General features: G+C 71.4%; 22 protein-coding genes and 1 riboswitch. Of the genes, 13 read left to right on the top strand and 9 right to left on the bottom strand.

The features are described from left to right. Window positions 1–130: 130 nt before the first annotated feature. The 3 genes from KME78_RS03305 to KME78_RS03295 all read right to left on the bottom strand — a co-directional run bounded on the left by KME78_RS03305 (window position 131) and on the right by KME78_RS03295 (window position 2,772). Window positions 131–1,084, bottom strand: coding sequence for a 2-hydroxyacid dehydrogenase (locus tag KME78_RS03305; protein WP_219527242.1), 954 nt, complete (start codon window positions 1,082–1,084; stop codon window positions 131–133). A gap of 99 nt (window positions 1,085–1,183) precedes the next feature. Continuing rightward, window positions 1,184–1,987, bottom strand: a complete 804-nt coding sequence (locus tag KME78_RS03300; protein WP_219527241.1) for a metallophosphoesterase family protein — start codon at window positions 1,985–1,987, stop codon at window positions 1,184–1,186. An 8-nt stretch (window positions 1,988–1,995) separates the two neighbouring features. Next, window positions 1,996–2,772 (bottom strand): phytanoyl-CoA dioxygenase family protein, encoded by a 777-nt coding sequence (locus KME78_RS03295; RefSeq protein ID WP_308126790.1) that lies wholly within the window; start codon window positions 2,770–2,772, stop codon window positions 1,996–1,998. 102 nt (window positions 2,773–2,874) lie between these two features. Here KME78_RS03295 and KME78_RS03290 point away from each other — a divergent pair, with 102 nt between their 5' ends. The 3 genes from KME78_RS03290 to KME78_RS03280 all read left to right on the top strand — a co-directional run bounded on the left by KME78_RS03290 (window position 2,875) and on the right by KME78_RS03280 (window position 6,708). Further along, a complete protein-coding gene (locus tag KME78_RS03290) occupies window positions 2,875–3,750 on the top strand; it encodes an AraC family transcriptional regulator (RefSeq protein WP_219527239.1) in 876 nt (291 codons plus the stop codon). 126 nt (window positions 3,751–3,876) lie between these two features. Further along, the gene (locus tag KME78_RS03285) at window positions 3,877–5,151 is read left to right on the top strand and encodes an ABC transporter substrate-binding protein (RefSeq protein ID WP_219527238.1); all 1,275 of its coding nucleotides are present in this window, start codon (window positions 3,877–3,879) and stop codon (window positions 5,149–5,151) included. A 114-nt stretch (window positions 5,152–5,265) separates the two neighbouring features. Continuing rightward, window positions 5,266–6,708 (top strand): N-acetylmuramoyl-L-alanine amidase, encoded by a 1,443-nt coding sequence (locus KME78_RS03280; protein ID WP_246650371.1) that lies wholly within the window; start codon window positions 5,266–5,268, stop codon window positions 6,706–6,708. A 59-nt stretch (window positions 6,709–6,767) separates the two neighbouring features. Here KME78_RS03280 and KME78_RS03275 read toward each other — a convergent pair whose 3' ends face one another. Continuing rightward, window positions 6,768–7,538, bottom strand: a complete 771-nt coding sequence (locus tag KME78_RS03275) for a FadR/GntR family transcriptional regulator (protein ID WP_219527237.1) — start codon at window positions 7,536–7,538, stop codon at window positions 6,768–6,770. A gap of 98 nt (window positions 7,539–7,636) precedes the next feature. On the opposite strand from KME78_RS03275, the gene KME78_RS03270 reads away from it, so the two are divergent. Genes KME78_RS03270 through KME78_RS03250 form a run of 5 tightly spaced genes read left to right on the top strand, consistent with a single transcriptional unit; the run spans window position 7,637 to window position 12,711 of the window. Beyond that, entirely contained in the window at window positions 7,637–8,596 is a 960-nt protein-coding gene (locus KME78_RS03270) for an ABC transporter substrate-binding protein (protein WP_219527236.1), read from the top strand. Next, complete coding sequence (locus KME78_RS03265) at window positions 8,593–8,988, top strand: type 2 periplasmic-binding domain-containing protein (protein ID WP_219527235.1); 396 nt, start codon at window positions 8,593–8,595, stop codon at window positions 8,986–8,988. The genes KME78_RS03270 and KME78_RS03265 overlap by 4 nt, the downstream gene beginning before the upstream one ends. Then, window positions 8,985–9,884 (top strand): carbohydrate ABC transporter permease, encoded by a 900-nt coding sequence (locus KME78_RS03260; protein WP_219527234.1) that lies wholly within the window; start codon window positions 8,985–8,987, stop codon window positions 9,882–9,884. Before KME78_RS03265 ends, KME78_RS03260 begins: the two co-directional genes overlap by 4 nt. Next, the gene (locus tag KME78_RS03255) at window positions 9,874–10,764 is read left to right on the top strand and encodes a carbohydrate ABC transporter permease (RefSeq protein ID WP_219527233.1); all 891 of its coding nucleotides are present in this window, start codon (window positions 9,874–9,876) and stop codon (window positions 10,762–10,764) included. The genes KME78_RS03260 and KME78_RS03255 overlap by 11 nt, the downstream gene beginning before the upstream one ends. 30 nt (window positions 10,765–10,794) lie before the next feature. Continuing rightward, window positions 10,795–12,711, top strand: coding sequence for a DUF8034 domain-containing protein (locus KME78_RS03250; protein WP_219527232.1), 1,917 nt, complete (start codon window positions 10,795–10,797; stop codon window positions 12,709–12,711). 10 nt (window positions 12,712–12,721) lie between these two features. Here KME78_RS03250 and cobF read toward each other — a convergent pair whose 3' ends face one another. Next, on the bottom strand, window positions 12,722–13,465 hold the full coding sequence (gene cobF, locus KME78_RS03245) for a precorrin-6A synthase (deacetylating) (RefSeq protein WP_219527231.1): 744 nt from the start codon (window positions 13,463–13,465) through the stop codon (window positions 12,722–12,724). A 62-nt stretch (window positions 13,466–13,527) separates the two neighbouring features. On the opposite strand from cobF, the gene KME78_RS03240 reads away from it, so the two are divergent. Genes KME78_RS03240 through KME78_RS03225 form a run of 4 tightly spaced genes read left to right on the top strand, consistent with a single transcriptional unit; the run spans window position 13,528 to window position 16,643 of the window. After that, window positions 13,528–13,923: a pyridoxamine 5'-phosphate oxidase family protein gene (locus KME78_RS03240; protein WP_219527230.1), complete on the top strand. Its 396-nt coding sequence runs from the start codon at window positions 13,528–13,530 to the stop codon at window positions 13,921–13,923. After that, entirely contained in the window at window positions 13,920–15,143 is a 1,224-nt protein-coding gene (gene cbiE, locus KME78_RS03235) for a precorrin-6y C5,15-methyltransferase (decarboxylating) subunit CbiE (protein WP_219527229.1), read from the top strand. The genes KME78_RS03240 and cbiE overlap by 4 nt, the downstream gene beginning before the upstream one ends. Then, entirely contained in the window at window positions 15,140–15,883 is a 744-nt protein-coding gene (cobM, locus tag KME78_RS03230; RefSeq protein ID WP_219527228.1) for a precorrin-4 C(11)-methyltransferase, read from the top strand. The genes cbiE and cobM overlap by 4 nt, the downstream gene beginning before the upstream one ends. A 28-nt stretch (window positions 15,884–15,911) precedes the next feature. Next, on the top strand, window positions 15,912–16,643 hold the full coding sequence (locus KME78_RS03225; RefSeq protein WP_219527227.1) for a cobalt-precorrin-6A reductase: 732 nt from the start codon (window positions 15,912–15,914) through the stop codon (window positions 16,641–16,643). On the opposite strand, the gene KME78_RS03220 is transcribed toward KME78_RS03225, so the two are convergent. From KME78_RS03220 to cobG, 3 genes are read right to left on the bottom strand one after another with little or no spacing between them, the layout of a single operon-like run. Continuing rightward, window positions 16,634–18,118 (bottom strand): precorrin-2 C(20)-methyltransferase, encoded by a 1,485-nt coding sequence (locus tag KME78_RS03220; RefSeq protein WP_219527226.1) that lies wholly within the window; start codon window positions 18,116–18,118, stop codon window positions 16,634–16,636. The two genes, KME78_RS03225 and KME78_RS03220, sit on opposite strands and share 10 nt — an antisense overlap. A 5-nt stretch (window positions 18,119–18,123) precedes the next feature. Next, window positions 18,124–18,744 (bottom strand): precorrin-8X methylmutase, encoded by a 621-nt coding sequence (locus KME78_RS03215; protein WP_219527225.1) that lies wholly within the window; start codon window positions 18,742–18,744, stop codon window positions 18,124–18,126. Further along, window positions 18,741–20,033: a precorrin-3B synthase gene (gene cobG, locus KME78_RS03210; protein WP_219527224.1), complete on the bottom strand. Its 1,293-nt coding sequence runs from the start codon at window positions 20,031–20,033 to the stop codon at window positions 18,741–18,743. The genes KME78_RS03215 and cobG overlap by 4 nt, the downstream gene beginning before the upstream one ends. Before the next feature lie 13 nt (window positions 20,034–20,046). Further along, window positions 20,047–20,253, top strand: a riboswitch (cobalamin riboswitch). A 31-nt stretch (window positions 20,254–20,284) separates the two neighbouring features. Here cobG and cobN point away from each other — a divergent pair. Then, entirely contained in the window at window positions 20,285–24,016 is a 3,732-nt protein-coding gene (gene cobN, locus KME78_RS03205; RefSeq protein ID WP_219527223.1) for a cobaltochelatase subunit CobN, read from the top strand. Here cobN and KME78_RS03200 read toward each other — a convergent pair. After that, window positions 23,971–25,359, bottom strand: a complete 1,389-nt coding sequence (locus KME78_RS03200) for a cobyrinic acid a,c-diamide synthase CobB (protein ID WP_219527687.1) — start codon at window positions 25,357–25,359, stop codon at window positions 23,971–23,973. The two genes, cobN and KME78_RS03200, sit on opposite strands and share 46 nt — an antisense overlap.

Raw genomic sequence — 25,359 nt, 5'->3', positions numbered from 1 at the left:
GATCTGTCGTTAAGCCGATCTGTCGTTACGCCGGGTCGGCCGCTTGCCCGTACCGATGGCGACCGACCTCCGGTGTGCCGATCGGGCCGTACAGACGAAGCGGGCGATCAGCGCACACCGGAGCGACCGGTCAGGGAACGGGCGTGAGGGGTGGCTTGTCGTTCAGAACGGCGATGATGTTGTCCACGGCGAGGTCGATCATGCGGGCCCGGGTGGCCTCCGTGGCCGAGCCCACGTGCGGGAGCGCCACCACCCGTTCGTGTTCCAGCAGCGGGTCGCCGACGCCGTTGCGTGGTTCGCGGTCGAACACGTCCAGGCCCGCAGAATGGAGGCGGCCGGCCCGCAGCGCGGCGAGGAGGGCCGATTCGTCGAGGACGCCGCCGCGGGCGGTGTTGACGAGGGTGGCGGTGGGTTTCATCGATGCGAGTTCGGCCGCGCCGATGAGGTGGCGGGTCTGCTCGGTGAGCGGTACGTGCAGCGACACCACATCGCTGGTGCTCAGGAGCTTGTCCAGGGACACCGCCCGGGAGAGCGCGTCGTCGGGTTTGCGGGACAAGGTGTGCTGGACGGTCATGCCGAACCCGACCGCCCGGCGCGCCACGGCCTGCCCGATCTCGCCGTAGCCGATGAGGCCCAGGCTCGCCCCTGTCACGTCGAGACCCAGGTAGGCGTCCAGCCGGGTCTCGGTCCACCTGCCGGTTCTGAGCCGGTCCGCCGCGGCGAGCAGGCCCCGCCGCGCCATCAGGATGAGGGCGAAGGCGAGGTCGGCGGTGGTCTCGTGCAGGACGCCCGGGGTGTTGGTGACGATGATGCCGCGGGCCCGCGCGGCGGCGACGTCGGTGCCGTCGTAGCCGGCGCTCGGCAGGGCCAGCACGCGCAGCCGCTCGCCCGCTTCGAGCACCGCCGCGTCGACACGGTCGGAGTTCTGGCACAGCAGCGCGTCCGCGCCGGTGAGGAGGTCGCGTAGTTGGTCAGGTGTCGGATTCACGTCGTCGGGCCAGAGGCGTACCTCGGCGAACTGGCCGAGCCGTTCGAGGCCGGTGCCCGGCAGAGTCGGTCGGGTGACCGCCACGATCGGCGCCATCAGTGAACCTCCAAGTTGTGCGGCACCTTCGGTGCCATCAGTGAACCCCTGGGTCGAGTAGTGGCGCTGTGGGCACCTAGCCCAGGCTAGAGCACGTACTCATTCCGCCGTCGAGCGCCGCCGCGTCGGGCCGAGCCGCTTGATGACGGCATCGAGTTGGTGCTCGTCGAGTTCGTAGACGGTCTCGCCCACCCGCGGGTCGCGAGCGTGGAGGGTGTGGAAGAGCGGCGATTGCGGGGCGCCGAGCCGTACGAGGGTCGCCGAAGCGCCTCGTACGGCCCGTTCGGTGCGCGCCGGGCCGGTCAGGTCGATGCGGTTGACCACCCCGGGGGTCACCCAGACCGCCGCCGACCCCAGGTAACCGAAGATCTGGAGGTGGAAGTGGCCGCACAGGATGAGTTGTACGTCGGTTCCGCGTATGGCGTCGGCCAGGTCGGAGGGGTTCTGCAGGCCCAGCGCGTTCTGGAGCTCGGTGTCCAGCGTGATGGGCGGGTGGTGGAAGACGTCGAGCGTGATGAATCGGTAGCCGTCGATCAGGCTCACCGCGGCGCGTTCCGCCACGGGGGAGGTGACGACGGCTTCGGCTCGGTCGGTGCCGGTCGGGGTCAGGTGCCCGCTGCCCAGTATGTGGGTGAAGGCGCCGCGTTCGTCATGGTTTCCGGTGCTGTAGATCACCGGCGCATCCCGCTCCAGGGCGAACTCGCGCACCAGGTCGCGTACGGCGATGTACGCCTCCGGTGACCCGTCATCGGCGATGTCCCCGCTGATGACGATGGCGTCGACGTCGCGCACGTGCCGCAGGTCGGCCAGCAGGCCGCGTAACGACTGCGTGGCGTCCACGCCGAAGGCGTTCGGCGCGCCGCTGCGATCGAGGTGGGTGTCGGACAGGTGCAGGATGCGCATGTGAAACGCTAGCCGCGGCCCCCCGAGCCGGAGAAGGGCAGGTGCTCGCCTTCGATGTACGTCGGGAACGGCTGGTAGACGTTCGCGCCAGGTCGGCCGCGGAGCAGCAGCGCGGAGACGAACGGCTGCTCGTCGCTGGTGATCCGGGTCGAGGTCGGGATGTAGCGGATGGTCAGGCCGCAGCGGCGCTTGGGGGAGTGGTTGGGGTTGGAGGCATGCAGGATGTTCGGGTGGTGCACCTCCACGTCGCCGGGCGACAGCACCAGGTCCACGGCCTGGGACTCGTCCACGGTCACCGCGCTCTCCGAGCCGAGCACGTTCTCGACGTCGTCGCGCTGCCGCAGCTCGTGCAGGGCTTCCCGGTGTGAGCCGGGGATCACCCGCATGCAGCCGTTCTCCGGGGTGGACTCGTCGACGGCCAGCCAGAGCGTGATGACCCGCATCGGCTCCAGTGGCCAGTAGGCGCCGTCCTGGTGCCACAGGACCGCCTTGCCGGAGAAGGGCGGCTTGCTGATGTAGTGCGAGGCGAACAGTGCGAGATCCGGGCCGAGAAAGAGCTCGGCGATGTCCAGCAGCCGGTCGTCGCCGACCAGCCGCACCCAGAACGGGTCGCCGGCGACCAGTTCGGTGCCCAGGTCCTCGCCGTTGAGGTCGGGGTGCTTGGCCTGGAGCCAGGCGACGTGGTCGCTCGCCTCGGCGATCAGTCCGGGGTCGAGGACGTTCCGGAAGATCGTGTAGCCGTCGCGGTCGTAGTCCTGAAGGGTCTGGCCGACTTCCTTGATCACGATGTGCTCCTGTGCCAACAAAACGGACATCGCTCTGGATTCTTCGGCCTCTGTGCCACGACTTACTAGCACTCACCGCTCCATAACTATTAATTTCCTGATATGCCGACAGTGCTGCACTGGGTGGATTTCGCGTACGGACTGCCGTACCACGCGGCGCTGGTGCCCGTGAGCGGCGGCGGTCGCGACCGGCCCGAGCCGCACAGTCACGCCGATTTCCACGAGTTCGTCTTCGTGACCGCCGGGGCCGGCGTGCAGCGCGTCGGCGAGACGGAGCAGCCGCTGCGGGCGGGTGATGTGGTGCTGGTCCGGCCGCACGACCGGCACGAGTTCGCGGGAACGGCGGCCGACGGGATGCGGTTCATCAACATCGCCTTCCCCAGTGAGCGCTGGCGCGCCTTCGCCGATCTCGCCGGGCTGGCGGGTACGGCGGACTGGGATCGGCGCGAGCTTCCCCTGACGGCGGGCACCGATCCGGAGGGGTCGATCGCGGCGGAGTTCGTCCGCGTGCTGGCCGCCTACTCCGGCGTGCCCCGCGTGCTCGACCTGGTCGGGCTCTGGATGGCGGTGGTCCCGCTGCTGGAACGGGCCGATGGCACGGCGGTGGACCAGCGGCCGGGCTGGCTGGTGGCGGCCTGCGTCGCGATGAGCCGGGAGGAGAACCTGCGCGAGGGGCTGCCCCGGCTGCTCGCGATGGCCGCGGTCAGTCCGGGGCATCTGGCCCGCTCCATGCGTACGCACTACGGCTGCACCCCGATCGCGTTCGTCGCCCGGCGCAGGCTGGAGCACGCCGCCCTGCTGCTGACCACGACGACGGAGGGCATCGGCCCGATCGCCCAGCGCTGCGGTTTCTCCGGCCAGTCGTACTTCGGCCGGCTCTTCCACGACAAGTACGGCATGGCGCCCCGCGACTATCGGGAGGCCACCCGGCGTGCGGTGGTTCCCGCGGCGACCCTGGACACCCCACACATCAAGTGATTAGATGACTTCACTTGGGCGAAGGACGCATAGTGCGGCGGTTCGCTCCACCTCAGCGGACGCGATCACGCGCTCCCCACCGACGTTCAGGTAAGTCACCCCCCAAGATCGAACAGGAGGCCGGGCATGATCCGGTCGCGTCTTCTGCGTATGGCCGCCATCTGCGCCACCGTCACCCCTCTCGCCCTCACGGGATGCTCCTCCGGCGACACGCCGAAGGGGACCGCCAAGACCGAGCTGAAGCTGTACAACGACAAAGGCGCCTGGAGCAAGTACTTCGACGAGATGGGCGCCCTGTCCAAGCAGCAGATCGGCCTGTCGATGAAGCCGGTCGGCTATACCGACGAGCCGACGTACCAGGCGTTCATCAAGGCCTCCTTCCGCACCAACGTGAAGCCCGATCTGTTCACCTGGACGACGGGCGGCAGCCTGGCCGAGGTCGTCGCCCAGAAGCAGCTCGCGGAGACGACCGCGCTCTGGCAGGAGGCCATCAAGAACGGCGACCTCTCGGCGGACCTGGCGAAGTACTACACAGTGGGCGGGAAGCAGTACTGCGTGCCGCTGAACGCCGCCTACTGGGGGATGTTCTACAACAAGAAGGTCTTCGACAAGTACGGCCTCAAGCCCCCCACCACGTGGGACGAGCTGATCAAGATCGCCGACACGCTGAAGAAGAACGGCGTGCCCGCGTTCTACCACACCTCGGTGCTGTTCTCCTTCGTCTGGTTCGAGCAGCTGCTCGCCGGCACCGACCCCGACCTGTACGACCGCCTCTCCACCGGCCAGGCGAAGTACACCGATCCGGGCGTGGTCGAGGTGATGAAGCGGTGGAAGTCGATGATCGACGCCGGCTACTTCAACAACCCCGGCGACAAGACCGACCCGGGCGACGTCCTCAAGACCGGCAAGACCGCGATGGTGTCGTTCGGCACGTGGTTCAACACGAGCATGACGCAGCGTGAGATGAAGGCCGGCACCGACTACGGCTTCTTCACGATCCCGAACGTCACCCCCACGCTGCCCAAGACCTCGATGATCTTCGAGAGCGGCCCGCTGTGCTCGCTGGCCAAGGCGCCCGACCCGGCGGCCAGTACGAAGTACCTCAAGTGGTGGGTGACCCCGGCCGCGCAGGAGAAGTGGGCCACCACCCGGGGAGACGTGTCGGCCAACCCCAAGGTCACCATCAGCGACGCGGCCATCGCGGAGGTCAGCAAGGCGGCGGGCAGCGGGCAGTACCGCCTGGTCAACCGCTACTTCGAGGCCACGCCGCCGCCCGTGCTCACCGCCGCGCTGGACGGTTTCGGCGCCTTCGTCGTCAAGCCGGACGACTACCAGAAGATCCTCGAGGACATCCAGCGCGCCGCCGACGAGTACTGGAGCACGCACAAGCCGAGCAGCTGAGATCGGGGCCGGCCGGTCCTTGTACGAATTCTGTACGCCGAAGTCGCACGCTTGATCAACAGCGGATGCCGCACGCGGCCTCCACTCCTTTCGCTGCCCCCCGAGGAGATTCCGTTGGTCCGACTCCGCCGTTCAGCCGCGCTGCTCGTCGGCGCGCTCATCCCCCTCTCGATGCTCACCGGGCAACCGGCCGGAGCCGTGTCCGCCGACCCCATGACCGACGCGTTCGCCCGCGCGGCGACCACGTACGACGTGCCCCGCGACCTGCTGGTCTCGCTCGCCTACTCAGAAACCCACCTGGACGGGCACCGCGGCCAGCCCAGCGCGAGCGGCGGTTATGGGGTGATGCACCTGGTCAGCAACCCCGTCAACCACACGCTCGAGCGGGCGGCCACGCTGACGAAGCAGCCCGTCTCGGCACTGAAGGCGGACGACGCGGCCAACATCACCGGCGGCGCCGCCGTGCTGCGCGCCTACGCCGACGAGCTCGGACTGGACGCCACGGCCCGCAAGGACGCGGGCAAGTGGTACCAGGCGGTGGCCAAGTACGGGCACGCCTCCTCGGCGGACGTCGCCCGGTTGTACGCCGACACCGTCTACGACCAGCTGTCCCAAGGGATTCGCGCGACCACGCCGGCCGGCGAGACCCTCACGGCGACGCCGCGGACCGTCCAGCCCGAGCGTGGCGACTACGCCAAGGCGCAGGAGCTGGGCAAGACCAACACGCTCGCAGCGTCGGTGGACTACCCGTCGGCGGCGTGGGCGCCGGCGCACAGCAGCAACTACGCCGTCTCCAACCGTCCGACCAGCGACGCGATCGACCGCATCGTCATCCACGTGGCCCAGGGCACGTACGCGGGCACGATCGACTGGTTCCAGACCGGACCACGGCCGAAGCCGACGTCGGCGCACTACGTGGTGCGTTCGTCGGACGGCGCCATCACCCAGATGGTCAGGGAGAAGGACCGGGCCTTCCACGCAGGCGACTACAACCGGCGATCGGTCGGCATCGAGCACGAGGGCTGGGTCGAGCAGGCCTCCTGGTTCACCGACACGATGTACCGCTCCTCGGCCGCGCTGGTCCGCAACATCGCCGACCGGTACGGCATCCCCAAGGACCGTAGCCACATCATCGGTCACGTCGAGGTGCCCGGCACCGACCACACCGACCCGGGCCCGAACTGGAACTGGACCAAGTACATGCAGTACGTCACGGGCAGCGGCGGGGGCACCAACCCCAACACTCCCGAGTCGGTGTGCGGCAGCGGCTTCACGGTGATCGACTCGGCGGCTCTGGGGACGGCGGGCACGGTCTACCTGACATACAACTCGAGCACCGGCGTCAACTGCGTGGCCACGATCAAGCAGACCAACCTCGGCACGGCCACGGCCACCAGCGCCTACCTGGAGGTCGAGGACGAGGCGCGCATCACCGACAGCGGTAACTTCAGCTACTACGCGGGCCCGGTGCGGGCCAGCGCGGCCGACAAGTGCGTCAGGTGGGGCGGCAAGGCAGGTACGTCCACCTATGACAGTCCCCTCGAACACTGCGGGTAGCCGCATCTAGAAGCGATCACCTGGCCCCGGCGCGCGATGCGTGCCGGGGCCGGGTGTTTTCACTGTGCGGGGCGTCGGCGGTTCCATGAGTCGACGATGTGCTTGCGCATCGCCGCCGCCGCGGCCGCCGGATCGCCGGCCGAGATCGCGTCGCTGATCGCCTGGTGCTCGTCCAGCGTCTGGTGCATGACCGCCTCGTTGTACTCGCCGTGGTAGCGCATGCTGGTGCGGGCCTTGTCGTGGATGCTGTTGACGACGGCCCGCCCGAGCCGGTTGCGGGAGGCCGCCATGATCGCGTCGTGGAAGCGGACGTCCGCGGCGCCGAAATCGGGGGCGGAGGCCAGGTTGGTCCGCATGACGCCCAGCGCCTCGGCGATGTGCTGATCGTCGTCGGGGGTGTGGGCCAGGGCCGCGGCGGCGGCCATCTCGGCCTCCAGCGCGGTGCGGACCGTGACCAGCTCGTCGAGGAAGGTCACGTTCTCGTCGTGCGCGATCACTGAGGTGAGCACGACGTCGTCGAGGAGGTTCCACTGCCGCGGGTCGGTGACCAGCGTGCCGCGGCCGTGCTCGATCCGGACGAGGCCCTTCTCCTGGATCACCTTGACGGACTCGCGGATCACCGTACGGCTGACACCGAACTCCTCGCACAGCTCGGCCTCGGGCGGCAGCGCCGAACCCGGCCGGAGCGTGCCGCGGATGATGTCGTCGACCAGCTGCTCGACGACGGTGGTGCCCAGCTTGGGAGCCCGGACGCGGCGGGGCCGCTTCGCGGGTGGGTGTGGCCGCACCGGGTCGTCCGTCCAGGGACCTTCCGCGTGCTGAGTCAACATGCCCTCCGCTGATTGCGACAGCTTCTGAGTATAGACCATTGTGAAGACGTCATAGGTATGATGTCATATCTCGAAACGTGGCGTTAACGGAGGCCCCAATGAGACGACGAAGCCTGTCGGTGGTGACCGCAGCCGCGGTTCTTCTCGCCGTCGCGGCCTGTGGTCCCCCGAACCCAGCGGGTTCTTCGAAGCCGACCGGCAGTACTGGCTCCCCGTACGGGTTCACCACCGCCGAGCAGAAGAAGGACGGCAAGCTCGTGGTCTGGGTGGACTCCACCCGGCTCGACGCCGCGAAGGCCTACCAGACCGCGCACCCCGGCGTACCGCTGGACATCGTCACCTACGACGGCAACGCGAACGGCTCCAACACCCTCAAGACCAAGGTGCAACTGTTCAACCGGGCCGGCGAGGGCTGGCCCGATGTCGTGTTCACCACCGACAACAACACCGCCTCCTGGGCCTCGCAGGGTGACGACGCCTTCGTCGCCCCGCTCAACAAGGGCCTGCTCGACGACGCCACGCTCGGCGGCTTCGCCAAGGGCGCGCTCGACGTCTGCTCCGTCGACGGCACCGTCTACTGCCTGCGCAACGACCTGGCCCAGGTGGTGCTCTGGTACAACAAGAAGCTGCTCGACAAGTTCGGCTACACGCTGCCCGCCACCTGGGAGGACTACCAGGCGCTGGGCGAGAAGGTGGCCGCGGAGCACCCGGGATACATCGTCGGCACGGCCGGTGACGCGTGGGCGCCGGAGATCTACATGTGGGGCGGCGAGTGCCCGGCGAACCAGGTCACCGGCGCCAAGGCGATCACCGTCAAGGTGACCGACGCCAAGTGCGTACGGACCGCGCGGATGCTGGACAAGCTGGTCGCGAACAAGACGATGTCCATGCTGCCGCTGTTCGGGCCCGACTTCGCCAAGAACCAGGGCGACAAGGTGCTCATGCTGCCCGGCCCGGCCTGGTACGGCGGGGCGGTGTTCCAGGGGACGCTCAAGACCCCGAAGGGCGAGCTCGCGGTCGCCCCGCGCTGCACTGGACGGACCAGAACCCGCCGGTGACCGGCAACGTCGGCGGCGGCACCTGGTGGCTGTCACGGCACACCGCGCACCTGCAGGCGGCCAAGGACTTCATCAGCTGGGTCGCCACCTCCGACGAGTACCAGGTCGCCCTCTCGCCGGGCTACCCCGCCTTCTCGGCCGCGGCGACGAAGTGGATCAAGAAGCAGCAGGACAGCGGCTATTACGCCGGTGACATCGCCGCGCCGATCACCGCCGCGGCCGGGCAGGTCTGGTCCGGCTGGGGTTCGCCTGAGTTCAGCGCGGAGGCGGTGTGGGCCAAGACCGTCATCCCCGGCCAGACCGCGGGCAAGACGATCGAGTCCCTGCTCCCGGACTGGCAGACGGCGATCGAGCAGCAGGCTCAGGTGTCCGGATACCAGGTCACCAAGTGAGCGTCGTCGCCACCCACGCCAGGGGCCGGTCCGGTCCCTGGCGGCCGGCCGCCGGGCACGTCTTCGTCTCCGGCTATGTGGTGCTCCTGATCGCGTTCGGGGTCGCGCCCACGGTGTACGCGCTCTACCTCGCCTTCACCGATGCCGACGGGCGCTTCGCCGGCATCGCCAACTTCGTCCGTACCGCCCAGGACTACCGGTTCCTGTCCGCGGTCGGGCATGTGGCGACCTACCTCGTGTTGTGGCTGGTCACCCTGACCGTGCTGGTCCTGGTGCTCGCGCTTGTGGTGCACCGGCTCACCTCGCGCTGGTCGAAGGCCGCGCTGCGGTTCGTCTACTACGTGCCGGGCGCGCTGGCCGGCGCGTCGAGCGTGCTGCTGTGGCTGTTCATGCTGGACCCGTCCGTGAGCCCGGTGGACGGTCTCGTCCGCGCGCTGTGGGGCGACACGCTGGTGAAGGTGATCGCGCCGGGGCACCTGCCGTGGATCTTCACCGTCATCGCCTTCTGGACCGGCGCGGGCGGCTGGATCGTGGTCATGTACGGCGCGTTGAACAGCATCCCGTACACGGTGATCGAGGCGGCCAAGGTGGACGGCGCCGGGCCGGTGAAGACGGCGTGGCGGGTGCAGCTGCCGATGCTGCGCAAGTGGATCGTCTACATGCTGATCCTGTCCCTCGCCGCCGGCACCCAGCTCTTCGTCGAGCCGCAGCTCGTCTCGCAGGCCAGCTTCGGCGTGGTCGGCACCGACTACTCGCTCAATCAGCTCGCCTACCTGTACGCCTTCGACCAGAACGACTTCAACGGCTCGGCGGCGATCGCCATGGACCTGCTCATCGTGGCGCTGTGCTGCGCCGGCCTGTTCGTCGCGAAGGGAGGTCTGTTCGATGCGGACTGATCCCACCGCCGGCGTCGCCCGCGTGGTGGGCCGGGGACTCGTCACCGTGCTGCTGCTGGCCTTCGCGCTGTTCTTCGTCCTGCCCATGGTGTGGCTGCTGCTCGCCTCGACCAAGAGCCCGGCCGACCTGATCCACGGAAACCCGCTGTCACCGGGCTCGATCGGCTCGCTCGTCACGAACTGGCAGCACCTCATGTCCTTCCAGGACGGGGCGGTGCTGACCTGGATGACGAACTCCGTCGTCTACTCCGCGCTCTCGGTGGCGCTGACCCTGCTGGTCGGCATCCCGGCCGGGTACGCGATGGCGCTCATGCGGTTCAAGGGCCGGCGCCTGCTGCTCATCGTCACCCTGGTCGTGATGCTGATGCCGGCGACCGCCCTGGTGCTGCCGATCTTCCTGGAGCTCAGCTACCTCGGGCTGGTCAACAAGGCGGCCTCGGTCGTGCTGCCGATGTCGTTCTTCCCGTTCGGCGTGTACCTGACCTACATCTACTTCTCCACCAGCGTCCCCGGCGAACTGCTGGACGCGGCCCGGCTGGACGGTTGCAGCGAGTCCGCGACCTTCGTCCGGGTGGCGCTCCCGCTGGCCAAGCCGGTGGTCGCGCTGGTCGCCTTCTTCAGCTTCGTCAACAACTGGAACAACTTCTTCCTGCCGTACGTGATGCTGCCGAACAGCGGCAACTACCCCATGCAGGTCGGCCTGACGCAGATGCTGGCCGCGACCCCCACCTTCAATCCCGTCGTCGGGGCCAACGCCGAGGTGCAGCCGCCCGAACTGGTGCTGGCCACCCTGGTCTCCATCGCCCCGGTGTTGCTCGTGTTCCTGTTCTCACAGCGCTTCCTGGTCGCCGGGCTGACCGCCGGCGCGACCAAGGGATGAGCATTACGCGAAATGAGGAGTACGCAGCGTATGACCAGCCCCGCCCGGCGCCCGCCCGTTGTCACGGCGAGCGTCCCCGTCATCGAACCCCCGGCGTGGGCGCTGTCCCAGCGCGCGCTGCTGGACCTGCTGGACAGCGGGTGGCGGCTGTTCGCCGACCGGTACACCCGGCCTGACGGCTCGCTGCGCTACACCGGCCGGCTGTCCACCCGTGATGGCGCGGACGACTTCTTCGAACCGTTCTTCAACTGGCCCCAGCTCTACCTGCTGGGCGGCGCGGACGACCTGCTGCCGGCGTGCGCCCACCACTGGCACGGCGTGGTCGCCCAGATGACCGAGCTCGGTATGTTCGCCGACGAGTTCGAGATCGGCTACGACTGGTTCCATCAGGGGGAGAGCCTGCTCTTCACCTACTTCCTCACCGCCGCCGACCCGGCGGCCTGGGCGGATCGGGCGACCCGGTTCGCCGACCTCTACCTCGGCCCGGCCAACTACGACGCGGCGCGCCGCATCATCAAGGCCCCGCACAACGGCAGCGGCGGCGCCCGGGAAGGGGTGTCCGACACCCCCGCCTATCCCTGGACGGAGGCGGAGGCCGCCCAGTACGGCTATCCGCTGGACTGGCTGCTGCCGCCCGACGCGCCGGTCCCGCCGCTCGCCGACGATCCGCGCCTGGGCGCGGAGATGCGCGAGCGCCTGGGCCGGGGCGACGCGGCCGGCAACCTGAGCGTGGCCGGCCTGGTCTGCAACGCCTACCTGGTCTCCGGCGACGAGCGGTACGCCGCCTGGCTGCGCGAGTACGTCGGAGCCTGGCAGCGCCGGGCCCAGGACAACGGCGGCGTCATCCCGGACAACGTCGGCCTGGACGGTGTGGTCGGCAGCCAGTTGGACGGGCGCTGGTACGGCGGGCACTACGGCTGGACCTGGCCGCACGGCATGTACAGCGTCGGCCAGGCGACCGCCGTCGGCGCGCTCAGCGCCGCGCTGGCCACCCGGGACGACGGCTACCTGGACCTGGTCCGGTCCCTGCTGGACGCGATCATCGGCCTCGGCGTCAAGCTGCCGTTCAGCCAGAGCGACTCGGCCAACCAGGGCCGCTGGCGCGCCCATCTCGGCTCTGACGTGGACACCCCCACCCTTCTCGTGCCTTACCGGCACAGCGACAAGGGCTGGTTCGACTACAACCCGATCCAGACCTCGGTCCCGTTCGCCCTCTGGCACCACACCGGCGCGGCCGAGGACCGAGCCCGCCTGGACGCGCTGCGCGCCGCGACCGGCTATGACTGGGCGACGGTACGGCCGTTCCGCGACAAGGAGGAGGCCGGGCACGAGGAGCCCTGGTACGCCTACCTGTGCGGCGACAATCCGGACTATCCCCAGCAGATTCTCGCCGCCGCGCACGCCCAGGCCCGCCGCCGCATCGCCCTGCTGCTCGCCAACGCCGACCGGGACCTGCCGGAGGAGGCGATCCACCTGTGGCAGAACGTCAACCCGGTGGTGACCGAGGCGCTGGCCCAGCTGATGTGGGGCGGCCCGCAGGTCATCTACAACGGCGGCCTCCAGCAGGCGAGGGTCCGCTACTTCGACGCCGTCCGCCGCCGTCCCGGCGTGCCGGACCAGGTGGCCGCCCTGGTCAGCGCCATCGAGCCGGAGGCCACCGTGGTCACGCTGGTCAACCTCTCGGCCACCGACGACCGCGTGCTCGTCGTCCAGGCCGGCGCGTTCGGCGAGCATGAGATCGTCACCGCCACCGCGACCGGCGCCGAGCCCGGCTGGACCGGTCGGGACACCGAGTACATCCACCACGAGCCGGTCCCGTCGAGCACCGAGCTCGCGGTGAACGGGCCGCACCTCACGGTCGAGCTACCGGCGGGCACGACCGTCACGCTGACCCTGCGGTTGCGGCTGCGGGCCTACCAGCCGTCGTACCGGCAGCCATGGGAGTGAGCCGTTCCGCTCACGTGCGCCGCAGCAGGTAGGTGTCCATGATCCAGCCCTTGCGCTCGCGTGCCTCGGCGCGCAGGGCGCGGATGCGGTCGCCGACCTCGGCCACCGGCCCGGCCACCAGGATCTCGTCGGGCGTGCCCAAGAAGGCGCCCCAGTAGATGGTGAAGTCGTCGAGGCCGGCGAAGGAGCAGTGGGCGTCCAGCATGACCACCACGTCGTCGGCGGTGGCGCCCTCCTGGGCCAGGCGGCGGCCGGTGGTGAGATGCACGGGCCGCCCGACCTGGGTGAGGCCGATGCGGTGGCGGGCGGTCAGCGCGGCGACGCTGCTGATGCCGGGGATCACCTCGTAGTCGAAGACGACCTGCCCGCGCTCCAGGATCTGCTCGACGATGGCCAGCGTGCTGTCGTAGACGCCGGGATCCCCCCACACGAGGAACGCCCCGGTCTCGCCGTCGGCCAGCTCATCGCGGATGAGCGTCTCACACGCCAGCGCGCGGCGCGCCCGCCAGTCCTCGACGGCGGCGGCGTAGGCGGGGGTGGTCCGGTCGCGCTCGGGGTCGCGGGCCTCGGCGATCCGGTACGGCGCCCGGCCGTGCTCCTGGATCAGATCCTGCCGGAGCTGGACGAGCTCGTGCTTGACCTCACCCTTGTCCACGATGAAGAAGACGTCGGCGGCGGCGATGGCCTTGACCGCCTGAAGCGTCAGGTGGTCAGGGTCGCCGGCCCCGATGCCGATGATGAGGAGCCGCTTCACCCGTAAGAGTGTGCCAGAACAGCGGATATAGGCTGGCCATCGCCTACCACCCAAGGAGCTTCGTGAACCTGGTCGAGCAGGGCGAGCCGTTCGCCGCGTTCTGGCAGGAGCGGCACCTGTGCACGCTCACCACCGTCCGTCCCGACGGATCGCCGCACGTGGTGCCCGTCGGCGCGACGCTGGATCTCGCCACCGGCACCGCCCGGGTGATCACCTCGGCGACCTCGTACAAGGCCCGGCTCATCGCGGCGTGCGGGCCGGACGGCGCGCGGGTGGCGCTCTGCCAGGTCGACGGCCGCCACTGGTCGACGCTGGAGGGTCGGGCCGTGCTGCGTACCGAGCCGGAGCAGGTCGCCGACGCCGAGCGCCGCTACACCGCCCGCTACAAGCCGCCCCGGCCGAACCCGTCCCGCGTCGTGGTGGAGATCCGGGTGGAGCGAGTGCTGGGGAACATGTGATCACCGTCGTGGGTGTCGGCGCGGACGGCTGGGCCGGGCTGGCCCCCGATGCGCGGCGGGCGCTGGAGGCCGCCGAGGTGCTCATGGGCGGCCCCAGACAGCTCGACCTCATCCCTGCCTCAGCGGCCGAACGGGTCGCGTGGCCGTCACCGATGCTCCCCGCGCTGCCCGCGCTGATGGACAGCCACGCGGGCCGGGAGGTGTGCGTGCTGGCCAGCGGCGACCCCATGTTCTACGGCGTCGGCTCCACGCTGGTGCGCCTGCTCGGGACGGCCCGCGTGCGGGTGCTGCCGCATCTGTCGTCGCTGTCACTGGCCTGCGCCCGGCTCGGCTGGCCGGTCGAGCAGGTGACGGTGGTCAGCCTGGTGGGCCGTTCCCTGGCGACGTTGAACGCCGCCGTACTGCCCGGGCTGCGGGTCGTCGTGCTGGGCTCCGGTCTCGACGCCCCGTCGCGGGTGGCCGGGCTGCTCGTGGAGCGCGGGTACGGCCCGAGCCCGATGACCGTGCTGTCGGACCTGGGCTCGGCGGCGGAGCGCGCGCAGGCAGGAACGGCCGAGAGCTGGACGGCCGCCGCCCGGTCCGGCCTGCACGTGATCGCCGTCGAGTGCGTCGCGGGGCCGGACGCCGAACCGCTCGCGCTGGTCCCCGGGCTGCCCGACACGGCGTACGAGCACGATGGGCAGCTCACCAAGCGCGAGGTCCGCGCGGTCAGCCTGTCGCGGCTCGCGCCCCTGCCCGGGGAGCTGCTGTGGGACGTGGGAGCGGGGGCGGGCAGCATCGCCATCGAGTGGCTGCGCGGCCACCCGTCATGCGCGGCCGTGGCGGTCGAGAGCCGGGCCGACCGGGCCGCCGCGATCCGGCGCAACGCCGACGCCCTCGGGGTGCCCGCGCTGCGGGTCGTCGAAGGCCGGGCTCCGGCGGCGCTGGAGGGGCTGCCCGCGCCGGACGCGGTGTTCGTCGGTGGCGGCGCCACCGTGCCGGGACTGCTGGAGCGCTGCTGGGCGGCGCTGCGCCCCGGCGGCCGGCTCGTGGTGAACGCCGTCACCCTGGAGTCCGAGGCCGTGGTCGGGCAGTGGTACGGCCGGCTCGGCGGCGATCTGGTGCGCCTGGCCGTACAGCGGGCCTCGCCCGTCGGCGCCTTCACCGGCTGGCGGCCCGCGATGCCGGTGACCATCTGGTCGGTCACCAGGAAGTCGGTCACCAGGAAGGACGTGCCATGACCGTGTACTTCATCGGGGCCGGCCCCGGAGCCGCCGACCTGATCACGCTGCGCGGGGTGCGGCGGCTGGAGTCGTCGCCGGTGTGCCTGTACGCCGGTTCGCTGGTGCCGCGCGAGCTTCTGGAGTCCTGCCCGCCGTCGGCCAGGCTGGTCGACACCGCGAACCTGACGCTCGACGAGATCGTCACGGAACTGGTGACCGCGCACCGGGCTGGGCTGGACGTGGCGCGTTTGCACTCCGGCGACCCGTCCGTCTTCAGTGCCGTGGCCGAGCAGATGCGGCGGCTGGACGCGCTCGGTGTGCCGTACGAGGTGGTCCCGGGGGTGCCGGCGTTCGCGGCGGCGGCGGCCTCGCTCGGCAGGGAGCTGACCGTGCCCGGGGTCGGCCAGACGGTCATCCTGACGCGTGTCTCGGGGCGCGCCACGCCGATGCCCGACGGTGAGGACCTGGCGACGCTCGGGGCGAGTGGCGCGACGCTGGTGCTGCACCTGGCCGTACAGCGGATCGACGAGGTGGTGGCGGAGCTGCGGCCGTCCTACGGGCTGGGTTGTCCGGTCGCGGTGGTGGCGCGGGCCAGCAGGGCGGACGAGGTGATCCTGCGCGGGACGCTGGCCGACATCGCCGATCAGGTCAAAGCGGCCGGGATCCGGCGTACGGCGGTCATCGTCGTGGGCCGGGTGCTGTCGGCGTCGGAGTTCCCCGACAGCCACCTCTACAGCGCCGACCGGACGAGGACATGACCCTCAACAGTGCCGACCGGATGAGGACATGAGAAGGGTCCTGATCCTCGGCGGCACGGCCGAGGCCAGGGCGCTGGCCGCGGAGCTGGTCGCCGACCCGGGGGTGCGCGTCGTGTCGTCCCTGGCCGGGCGGGTCACCAACCCGCGGCTGCCGGTCGGCGAGGTGCGCGAGGGCGGGTTCGGCGGACCTGAGGGGCTGGCCGCCTGGCTGGTCGCCGAGGGAGTCGACGCGGTGGTGGACGCCACCCATCCGTTCGCGGCGCGGATGACCGCTTCGGCGGCCGTCGCGTCGGCGAGCACGGGTGTGCCGCTGCTGGTCCTGCGCCGGCCGGGCTGGCAGGAGGGGCCGGGCGACGCCTGGCAGCGGGTGGGCTCCCTGGGGGACGCCGCCGACCTCCTGACCGAGCCTGCGCGGGTGTTCCTCACCACCGGGCGCCGGAGCCTGCCGGTCTTCAGTGGGCTCGCCGGGGTGTGGCTGCTGGCCAGATCGGTCGATCCGCCCGAGTCGCCCGTCCCCGCCAACGTACACGTGCTGCTCGACCGTGGGCCGTACACGGTCGACGGCGAACTCGCGCTCATCCGCGAGCACCGCCTCGACGTGCTGGTCACCAAGGACAGCGGCGGTCAGCTGACCACCGCGAAACTCACCGCGGCCCGGCGGCTCGGGCTACCCGTGATCATGGTGAACCGGCCGCCGCTGCCCGTGGGGGTCCGGCTGGTGGACACCGTGGCGGCGGCCGTGGAGTGGGTTCACGGGTAACGGCGCGGGGTGTAGACGGCTCCGTTCTTCGCCACGCGGGTGGTCGAGGAGCCGACGATCAGCAGGCAGCGCATGTCCACGCGGGCGGGATCCAGTTCGCCGAGCGTGGTGACGGTGACGCTCTCGTGCGCGCCGCCGACGTCGCGGCCGACCACCACAGGGGTGGCCGCGTCGCGGTGCTCCAGCAGCACGTCGCGGGCGGCGGCGAGCTGCCAGGTACGGCTGCGCGAGGCCGGGTTGTACAGCGCCAGCACCAGATCGGCCCGGGCCGCGGCGGCCAGCCGGTCGGCCACCACCTCCCACGGCTTGAGCAGGTCGGACAGCGACAGAACACAGTAGTCGTGGCCCAGCGGCGCGCCCACCCGGCTCGCCACCGCCTGCGCGGCCGTCAGCCCGGGCACCACGCGTACGGGCACGTCCGGGAAGTCCACCGCCGCCTCCAGCACGGCGCTGGCCATCGCAAACACGCCGGGATCGCCGGAGGAGACCACCGCCACCCGCGCCCCATCGCGCGCCAGATCCAGCGCGTGCCTGGCCCGCTCGGCCTCGACCCGGTTGTCGGTACGGTGGCGGCGCTGACGCGGGTTCGGCGCCACCCGGTCGACGTACGGGCCGTACCCGACCAGGTCGGTGGCCGCCGCCAGCGCCTCCTGCGCCTCCGGCGTCAACCACGGCCGTCCGGCGGGGCCGAGCCCCACCACGGTGACCTCGCCGGCGACCGCGGCCGGCGCGGTCCCGGTGGTGGGGACGAAGGTTCGTTCGGCCGGACTGGTGAGCAAGGCCAGCGAGAAGTACGGCACGTCGCCCGGGTCCACGTCCTTGAGCGGCGCCACTCGTTCGGCTCCCATGGTGGCGCGCTCGACGTACCAGGCGTCGTCCAGCCGCCCGGCCTCGGCCAGCGCCTCTCGTACCTTCGCGAACGTCCTGCCCAGCTTCAGCACCGCGGCCGAGTCGGTGGCGCGCAACCGCTCGGCCAGCGCCTCGGCGGGCAGCGTGCCGGGCAGCACGGTGAGCACCTCGTCGCGTTCCACCAGCGGGCGGCCCAGCACGGCGGAGGCGGCGCTGACCGAGGTGACGCCGGGCACCACCTCGGTCGGGTAGCGGTGCGCGAGCCGCTTGTGCAGGTGCATGTAGGAGCCGTAGAACAGCGGGTCGCCCTCGGCCAGCACGACCACGGTCCGGCCAGCGTCCAGATGCGCGGCCAGCCGGTCCGCGCAGTCGGCGTAGAAGTCGTCGAGCGCGCCCTGGTACCCGCCCGGATGGTCGGTGGTCTCCGTGGTCAGCGGGTAGAGCAGCAGTTCCTCGATCTGCCCTTCCTTCATGTACGGCAGCGCGATGGAGCGGGCGATGCTGCGGCCGTGCCTGGCGGCGTGGTAGGCGATCACCTCGGCCTCGCCGATCAGCCTGGCCGTCTTCACCGTGACCAGTTCGGGGTCGCCGGGACCGAGTCCCACCCCGTACAGCCGTCCGGTCATCGTGATCACTCCGCTTCGCTCGCGATGGCGTTGACCGCCGCCGCCGTCATCGCACTGCCGCCGCGACGGCCGTGCACCACCAGGTATTCGAGGCCGCTCTCGGCCAGCGCCCGCTTGGACTCGGCCGCGCCGATGAACCCCACGGGGATGCCGAGCACCGCCGCGGGCCTGCCCGCCCCTTCCGCGACCAGTTCGAGCAGCCGGAACAGGGCCGTCGGCGCGTTGCCGACGGCCACCACGGCGCCGTCTAGCCGGTCGCGCCAGAGTTCGAGCGCCGCGGCGCTGCGGGTGGTGCCCAGCTGTTCGGCCAGATCGGCAACCCCCGGAGCGCCGAGGGTGCAGAGCACCTCGTTGCCCGCGGGCAGCCTGCGCCTGGTCACGCCGGAGGCGACCATCATGGCGTCGCAGAGCACGGGAGCGCCGTCGCGCAGTGCCGCGCGGGCCCGCGTGACGACCGAGGGTGACCAGGCCACGTCGTTCACCAGGTCGGTCATGCCGCAGGCGTGGATCATCCGCACCACCACCTGGGCCACCTCGGGCGGGATCCCGGTGAGGTCGGTCTCGGCACGGATGGTGGCGAACGACCGCCGGTAGATCTCGGCGCCGTCACGGATGTAGTCGGTCACTGCTGCCTTTCCTGGTATCGGTTGGCCGTGGCGACGTATCCGTCGGGTGTGGCGACGTATCCGTCGGGTGTGGCGACGTATCCGTCGGGTGTGGGGACGTATCCGTCGGGTGTGGCGACCATCTGGATGACCGGCCCCCGGGGCAGCCCGCAGCGCCGCTCGCAACCGGCCCAGTGCACGGGCACGGCCGTGGGGCCGTCGCGGTCCGCCACCCAGCGCCGCGCGTCCTCCCGCACGTCGGCCAGCGCCTTCGCGCAGCCGGGACGGCCGGTACAGGCGGTCACGCCCACCCAGGGCGACGCCGGATCGGTCACCAACCCGGCGGCGTCGAGCAGCCGCGCCACGCGGTCGGCGTCGGTCGGGGACAGGTCGAGGAACACCACGGTCCGCCACGGCGTCAGCCGCACGGCGACGCCGGGTTCGACGGGAACGCTCGCGTCGATGGCGCCTGGGTCGGCGGTGGCGATCGCGCGGGCCTGGGCAGCGGTCAACCTGCCGAGCGGGACCACCGCCTCCAGCGCCACGCGGCCGTCCCGCTGCTCGGCGACCCCCGCGTGCCGTACCTCCTGAGCGGATGGCGAGCCGTCGGTCGTGACGCCGCCCAGCCGGGCGGCGATTCTGGCGGCCCCGTCCACCAGCTCCCCGATCCGCCACGCGGTGCTGTCACGCTGGGCCTCGCCATCGCTGTCCCGTTCGTCAAGGAACGCCTCGGCTGCGGCGATCATGTACGACACCGCCGTCTCGACACGCAAGGAGAGCCCGGCGTCGCTCCCCGCCAACAGCAGCCGACCGGTGCCCACCGCGCACGCCGCGAACGTGACGTCCGCGCCGAGCCCCACCACGTCGCCGCTCCCGTCGTCCAGCGCGAACAGGAACCGTCCCGGCAGCCCGGCCAGCCGGGGACACGCGCACAGCGCCCGGTCCAGCGCCTCCACCAGCGGCTGCGTGTCGGCCAGGCCCGCCGGTCCGCGCCCGCTCAGGGGTGAGGCGACGATGTTGCGTATCCGCTCGTGCGCGGGCGACGGCAGCAACCCAACAAAGGCCATCCGCTCGGCGAAGGCGGTGGGGGAGCGCAGACCGCGCACCTGTACGTTCGCCCGGGAGGTCAGCTCGATCACCCCGGAGCCCAGGTCGGTGGCGCAGTCGGCCAGCTCGCGAAGCTGGGCGGCCGACACCGCGCCGCCGGGCAGGCGGACCCGGGCCAGCGGGCCGTCGGCGGCCTCGTGCACCTGTAGCGCCCCCGGACAGGCGTCGGGGCGCACACGTCCGGAAAAGTCGGCTATGGACACGAAGAGGATGGTAACGCCAGTTTCTTGCGGTGGTCGCCCCTGCCGTGGTCTGATCGGGAGGCGATGGCAAAGGGAGGAAGCCGGTGCGAAACCGGCGCGGTCCCGCCACTGTGACCGGGGAGCGAACCCCACGAAGGCCACTGTCCGGCGACGGATGGGAAGGCCGGGGCGAGCGCTGATCCGGGAGCCAGGAGACTCCTGCCGTCGTGACACCCGCGACCGGGGCGAGGACCCCGAGGGAGGATTGCGCCGTGCCCGGCGACAGCCATACCGTCCTGCTGCTCTCGACTTCCGACACCGACCTGCTGAGCGCTCGGGCCGGCGGTGCCGCCTACCGCCTGGGCAACCCCGCCAGACTGGCGGCCGAGGACCTGCCCGCGCTGCTGGAGGGCGTCGACCTGGTCGTCGTACGGCTGCTGGGCGGGCGCCGGGCCTGGGCGGAAGGGCTGGACCACCTGCTGGCCGGACCGCGCCCGGTGGTGGTGCTCGGTGGTGAGCAGGCCCCCGACGCCGAGTTGATGGAGTTGTCCACGGTCAGCGGCGGCGTCTGCGCGGAGGCGCACGCGTACCTGGCGCATGGTGGGCCCGCCAACCTCACCGAACTGCACGCCTTCCTGTCCGACACCGTCCTGCTGACCGGCCGCGGGTTCGCCCGGCCCGAGCCCACGCCGACCTGGGGGCGCCTGGAGCGCACCGCACGGGGGGAGAGCGGGCCGGTGGTCGGCGTGCTCTACTACCGGGCGCATCACGTGGCGGGCAACACCGCGTTCGTCGAGACCCTGTGCCAGGCGGTCGAGGACATGGGCGGCCGGGCGCTGCCCATTTTCTGCTCCTCACTCCGCACCGCGGAGGCCGATCTGCTCGACCTCCTGCGTACCGCCGACGCGCTGGTGGTGACCGTACTGGCCGCGGGCGGCTCCCGCCCGGCCACCGCGGGCGCCGGCGGCGACGACGGGGCGTGGGACGTGGGCGCGCTGGCCGAGCTGGACGTGCCGATCCTGCAGGGGCTCTGCCTGACGACCAGCAGGCAGGCGTGGGAGGAGAACGACGACGGTCTCTCCCCGCTCGACGCCGCGTCCCAGGTGGCGATCCCCGAGTTCGACGGGCGGATCATCACGGTGCCGTTCTCGTTCAAGGAGATCGACGAGGACGGGCTGACGGTGTACGTCGCCGACGCCGAGCGGGCCGCGCGGGTCGCCGGTCTCGCCGTACGGCACGGCCTGCTCAGGCACACCCCGCCCGCCGAGCGCCGCCTGGTCGTGATGCTGTCGGCGTACCCGACAAAGCACTCCAGGGTCGGCAACGCGGTCGGCCTGGACACCCCCGCCAGCACGGTGAGACTGCTCGCCAGGCTCGCCGAGGCGGGCTACGACCTGGGGGACGGCTTCCCCGGTGTGGCCGAGCAGGACGGCGACGCGCTGATCCACGCGCTGATCGCCGCGGGCGGCCAGGACCAGGACTGGCTGACCGAGGAGCATCTCGCGGGCAATCCTGTACGTATCTCCGCGGAGTCCTACGGGCAGTGGTACGGCACACTGCCCGACGATCTGCGCGCGGACATGGAACGTCATTGGGGCCCGCCGCCGGGCGAGCTGTTCGTGCACGAGGGCGACATCGTGCTGGCCGCGCTGCGGGCGGGCAACGTGGTGGTGATGGTGCAACCGCCACGCGGATTCGGCGAGAACCCGATCGCCATCTACCACGACCCCGACCTGCCGCCGAGCCACCACTACCTGGCCGCCTACCGCTGGCTGTCGAAGGAGTTCGGCGCGCACGCGATGGTGCACGTGGGCAAGCACGGCAACCTGGAGTGGCTGCCGGGCAAATCGGCCGGCATGTCCGCCTCGTGCGGCACGGACGCGGCGCTGGGTGATCTGCCGCTGGTCTACCCGTTCCTGGTGAACGATCCGGGCGAGGGTACGCAGGCCAAGCGGCGGGCGCACGCGGTGCTGGTGGACCACATGGTGCCGCCGATGGCCCGCGCCGAGACGTACGGGGACATCGCACGGCTGGAACAGCTCCTCGACGAACACGCCTCCATCGCGGCGATGGACCCGGCCAAGCTGCCCGCGATCAGGGCGCAGATCTGGACGCTCATCCAGGCCGCCCGGCTGGACCACGATCTGGGGTTGGCCGACCGGCCGCACGACACCGAGTTCGACGACTTCATCCTGCACGTGGACGGCTGGCTGTGCGAGGTGAAGGACGCGCAGATCCGTGATGGCCTGCACGTGCTCGGCCAGGCGCCCGAGGGACAGGTACGGGTGGACCTGGTGCTCGCGATGCTGCGGGCCAGGCAGATGTGGGCGGGCAGGGAGACCCTGCCGGGGTTGCGGGAGGCGCTCGGCCTGACCGAGGACGGCACGGCGAGCCTGACCAGCGTGGACACCGCCGAGTCGACCGCCCGCGCCTTGGTGGAGGCGATGGAGGAACGAGACTGGGCACCGGACGCGGCGCCGGAGATCGCCCGCACGATCCTCACGACGGCTGAGGCGGCGGATGGCGGGGGCGCGACCTCCGCGACGGTTGAGGCGGCGGATGGCGACGGCGCGGTCCTTACGGCGGCGGACGGCGCGATCCCCGCGACGGCCGGGGCGGCGCGGGCCGACCGTGCGATGGGGCGCCTGGAGCTCGTGACGCGCATTCTCACCTTCGCCGCCACCGAGGTCGTCCCCAGGCTGGCCCGTACCACCGACGAGCTCGACCACCTCCTGCACGCTCTGGACGGCGGATACGTCCCGGCCGGGCCGAGCGGCTCCCCGCTGCGCGGGCTCATCAACGTCCTGCCGACGGGGCGCAACTTCTACTCCGTCGACCCGCGCGCGGTGCCCAGCAGGCTCGCCTGGGAGACGGGCCAGGCCATGGCCGATTCGCTGCTGGAGCGCTACCGCGCCGACACCGGCGACTGGCCGCGCTCGGTCGGGCTGTCCGTCTGGGGCACCAGTGCCATGCGTACGGCCGGCGACGACGTGGCCGAGGTGCTGGCCCTGCTCGGCATCCGCCCCGAATGGGATGAGGCGTCCCGCCGGGTGACCACACTGGAGCCGATCCCGCTCGCCGAACTGGGCCGCCCCAGAATCGACGTGACCGTCCGCATCAGCGGCTTCTTCCGAGACGCCTTCCCGCACGTGGTGAGCATGCTCGACGACGCCGTACGGCTGGCCGCCGGCCTGGACGAACCCGCCGAGGACAATTACGTCCGCGCCCACGTGGCCGCCGACACCGAGGCGCACGGCGACGAGCGCAGGGCCACGATGCGGATCTTCGGCTCCGCGCCCGGCGCCTACGGGGCCGGTCTGCTGCCGCTGATCGACAGCGGAAACTGGCGCGACGACGCGGACCTGGCCGAGGTGTACGCGGTCTGGGGCGGCTTCGCCTACGGCCGTGACCTCGACGGCGTCGCCGCCCGGCCCGACATGGAGAGCGCCTATCGCAGGATCGCCGTGGCGGCCAAGAACGTCGACACCCGCGAGCACGACATCGCCGACTCCGACGACTACTTCCAGTACCACGGTGGCATGGTCGCCACGGTCCGCGCGCTCACCGGGAAGGCGCCCGCCGCCTACGTCGGCGACAGCACCCGCCCCGACGCCGTACGCACCCGGACGCTGTCCGAGGAGACCTCGCGGATCTTCCGCGCCAGGGTGGTCAACCCGCAGTGGCTGGCCGCGATGCGGCGGCACGGCTACAAGGGCGCGTTCGAGCTGGCCGCGACCGTGGACTACCTGTTCGGCTATGACGCCACGACGGGGGTGCTGGCCGACTGGATGTACGACAAGCTGACCGAAACCTACGTGCTCGATCCGGAGAACCAGGCGTTCATGGCGAAGTCGAACCCGTGGGCGCTGCACGGCATCGCGGAACGCCTGCTGGAGGCCGCCGAGCGGGGCATGTGGGCGCACCCCGACCCGGAGATCATGGACGGGCTGCGGGAGGTCTACCTCAAGACCGAGGGCGACCTGGAGGACGACACCAGCCGCTGAGCCGCCGCCGGGCTGCCGGCCCAGTGCAGGTGCAGGTAGGACGCGGTGAGTAGGGGATCACCGAACCCGTCGGCGCCGCCCGGCCAGCGGAAGAGCGGCTCGACCACGACCCGTTCCACCACGGTCCGGTGGAACTCGTGTCCCATGAACCGCTCGCCCGGCTCAGTGAGCAGCGATCGGCGGACGGCCACCGCGTCCCGGTAGCCCAGCGTGAGCCGGTCGCTCATCCGGGCGACTCCGGGCACGCGTCCGCACATCCGCTGCCCGTCCAGCTCCTGGCACAGGTACAGCAGCCCGGCGCACTCCGCCGCGATGGGGCCGTCGAAGGCCGCCACCTGCTCGCGCAGCGGCTCGTTGGCGGACAACTCCGCGGCGTACATCTCAGGGAACCCGCCGCCGATCACCACCGCGCCCGTCCCGGCGGGCAGGGCCTCGTCGCGGAGCGGGTCGAACACGGCCACCTCGGCTCCGGCGGCCCGCAACAGCTCCACGTGCTCGGCATAGCCGAACGTGAACGCCGCCCCACCCGCCACCGCCACCACAACCCGCTCCGGACCACGACCCGCCTGCCCGGTCGCCTCGCCGGTCATCTCGCGGGTCGCCCCACGGGTCGCCTCGCCGGTCATCCCGATCGCCACGGCCGGGTCCCAGGGAGTGCAGGTCAGCGGAGGTGCCGAGTGGGCCAGTCGTACCAGGGCATCGAGGTCGCACGAGCGGGTCACCAGGGCGCCGAGCCGGTCCACCGTGGCCACCGCCTCGGCCGTTCGCTCCGCCGCGGGCACCAGCCCGAGATGCCGGGAAGGCGTGGCGACGGCGTCGTCGCGGCGGATCGCGCCCAGTACCCGCACTCCCGCCTCGGCCAGTGCGGCCCGGCACAGCTCCTCGTGCCGGTCGGACCCGACGCGGTTGAGCACCACCCCGCCCACCCGCACCCGCGGGTCGAACGTGGCGAAACCATGCACGACGGCGGCCACCGACCTGCTCTGCCGGGCCGCGTCCACGACCAGCACAACCGGCGCGCCCAGAAGGCGGGCGACGTGCGCGGTCGAGGCGAAGTCCGTCTCTCCCTTGCCGTCGAACAGGCCCATCACCCCCTCGACCACCGCGATGTCGCACCCCGCGGCACCGTGCGCGAACAGCGGCACCACGCGGTCCTCGCCGACCAGCCAGGGGTCGAGGTTGCGCCCTGGCCGGCTGGTCGCGAGCGCGTGGTAGCCGGGGTCGATGTAGTCGGGCCCCACCTTGTGCGGCGAGACCGCCAGCCCGCGGGCCCGCAGCGCCGCCATCAGGCCGGTCGCCACCGTCGTCTTGCCGCTGCCCGACGAGGGTGCCGCGATGACCAG

This window comes from Nonomuraea guangzhouensis (genome assembly GCF_019396345.1).
Taxonomy (GTDB): Bacteria; Actinomycetota; Actinomycetes; order Streptosporangiales; family Streptosporangiaceae; genus Nonomuraea; species Nonomuraea guangzhouensis.
The sequence above is the reverse complement of the archived record's forward strand: the minus strand, read 5'-3'. Positions and strand labels throughout refer to the sequence as shown.